At 73.5% G+C, this 2,001-nt stretch carries 2 protein-coding genes; both read left to right on the top strand.

All coding sequences use genetic code 11. The features are described 5' to 3' along the window. The coding region (locus VFH10_RS03970) for an ACT domain-containing protein (protein ID WP_325126162.1) at positions 1 to 979 on the top strand (979 nt) is incomplete at its 5' end. A gap of 60 nt (positions 980 to 1,039) precedes the next feature. Next, positions 1,040 to 2,001 (top strand): signal recognition particle protein (locus VFH10_RS03965; protein ID WP_325126160.1); only part of this gene is annotated, 962 nt, incomplete at its 3' end.

Genomic DNA, 2,001 nt, shown 5'->3' with positions numbered 1-2,001 from the left:
GCACGACATCGGCAAGGGGGAGCTGCAGGACCACAGCGTGGCCGGTGAGCCGCTCGCCGGGGCCGTCGCCGAGCGCTGGGGGTACGACGCCCACGAGGCCGCGCTGGTGCGGCGGCTGGTGCGCTGGCACCTCCTGCTCGTGGAGACGGCGACGACGCGCGACCTGGACGACCCGGCCACCCTGGCGGCTGTCGCCGAGCGCGTCGTGGACGTCGAGACGCTCGACCTCCTGGAGGTGCTGACCGAGGCCGACGCCCGGGCCACGTCCCCCAAGGCGTGGACCGTTTGGCGCGCGTCGCTGGTCGCCGACCTCGCCGGCCGGGTCCGGGCTGTGCTCCGGGGCCGGTCACCGGGGCCGTCCGAGGCGGGCGGCGGCGCGCCCGTGCCGGTCCCGGACCGGGTGCTCGCGGACCCAACGGCGGTCGCGCTCACGATCGAGCCATACGAGCACGGTTCGAGGCTGACGGTCGTGTCCGGGGACCGGTTGGGGCTGATCGCGGACGCCGCCGGCGCCCTCGTCGTACAGCGGCTGACGGTGCGGTCGGCGCGAGCCTGGACCCAGGGCGAGTACGCCGTGTCGGTCTGGGAGGTTGCCGAGCGGGACCTGGACCCGGCCATCGTCCGGCAGCGGTTCGAGGCCGTAGCCGAGGGCAGGCTGGACCCGCGGGAGCGGATCCGGCCGCCCGCGCCAGGCGCGCTGGACCCCGCGGTGCTGGTGCGGCACGGCGCCTCTTCCGCGGCCACGGTGATCGAGGTGCGCACCGATGACCGGCCGGGGGTGCTCCACATCGTGGCCCGGGCGCTGGCCGATCTCGAGGTCTCGGTCCGATCGGCCCACGTGGCCACCCTGGGCCCGCAGGCGGTCGACGTGTTCTACGTGGGCGAGCCGGGGGCGGGTGCGCTCGGGGACGAACGAGCCGCGACCGCGGTCCACGCGGTCCGGAGGGCGCTGTCCCCGACGGTTACCCTTGACGTCTGACCGGACGCCCGTGCGGCGCGCCGCCGCCACCGACCCCTGATCGACGAAGGCTGACCACCATTGTTCGCGACACTCTCCGACCGCCTTGCTGACACCTTCAAGAACCTGCGTGGCAAGGGGCGGCTCTCGGAGGCCGACATCGACGCGACCGCCCGGGAGATCCGGATCGCGCTGCTCGAGGCCGACGTGGCCCTGCCCGTGGTCAAGCAGTTCGTCGCAGCGGTCAAGGAGCGGGCCCGCGGCGCGGAGGTCAGCCAGGCGCTGAACCCGGCCCAGCAGGTCGTCAAGATCGTCAACGAGGAGCTCGTCACCATCCTCGGCGGCGAGACCCGCCGGTTGCGGTTCGCCAAGACCCCGCCGACCGTCATCATGCTCGCCGGCCTCCAGGGCGCCGGCAAGACGACGCTCGCCGCGAAGCTCGCGCTCTGGCTCAAGGAGCAGGGCAACAGCCCGCTGCTCGTCGCCGCCGACCTGCAGCGCCCCAACGCGGTCGGCCAGCTCCAGGTCAACGGTGAGCGGGCCGGGGTGAAGGTGTTCGCCCCCGAGCCGGGCAACGGCGTCGGCGACCCGGTCGCCGTCGCGAAGGCGGGCGTCGCGGAGGCCCGGCGTACCCTCCACGACGTCGTCATCGTCGACACCGCCGGCCGCCTCGGTGTCGACGCCGAGATGATGCAGCAGGCGTCGGACATCCGCGACGCGGTGAGCCCCGACGAGATCCTGTTCGTCGTCGACGCCATGATCGGCCAGGACGCGGTCAACACCGCGCAGGCGTTCCTCGACGGGGTCGGCTACGACGGCGTGGTGCTGACCAAGCTCGACGGCGACGCGCGCGGCGGTGCCGCGCTGTCGATCGCGTCGATCACCGGCAAGCCGGTGATGTTCGCGTCGGCCGGTGAGAAGCTCACCGACTTCGACCTGTTCCACCCCGACCGGATGGCCTCGCGGATCCTCGACATGGGCGACATGCTCACCCTGATCGAGCAGGCCGAGAAGACCTTCGACGCCGAGGAGGCCGCGAAGGC

The sequence above is a fragment of the Nocardioides sp. genome, assembly GCF_035697785.1.
GTDB lineage: Bacteria > Actinomycetota > Actinomycetes > Propionibacteriales > Nocardioidaceae > Nocardioides_B.
This window is presented reverse-complemented; position numbering and strand designations above follow the sequence as displayed.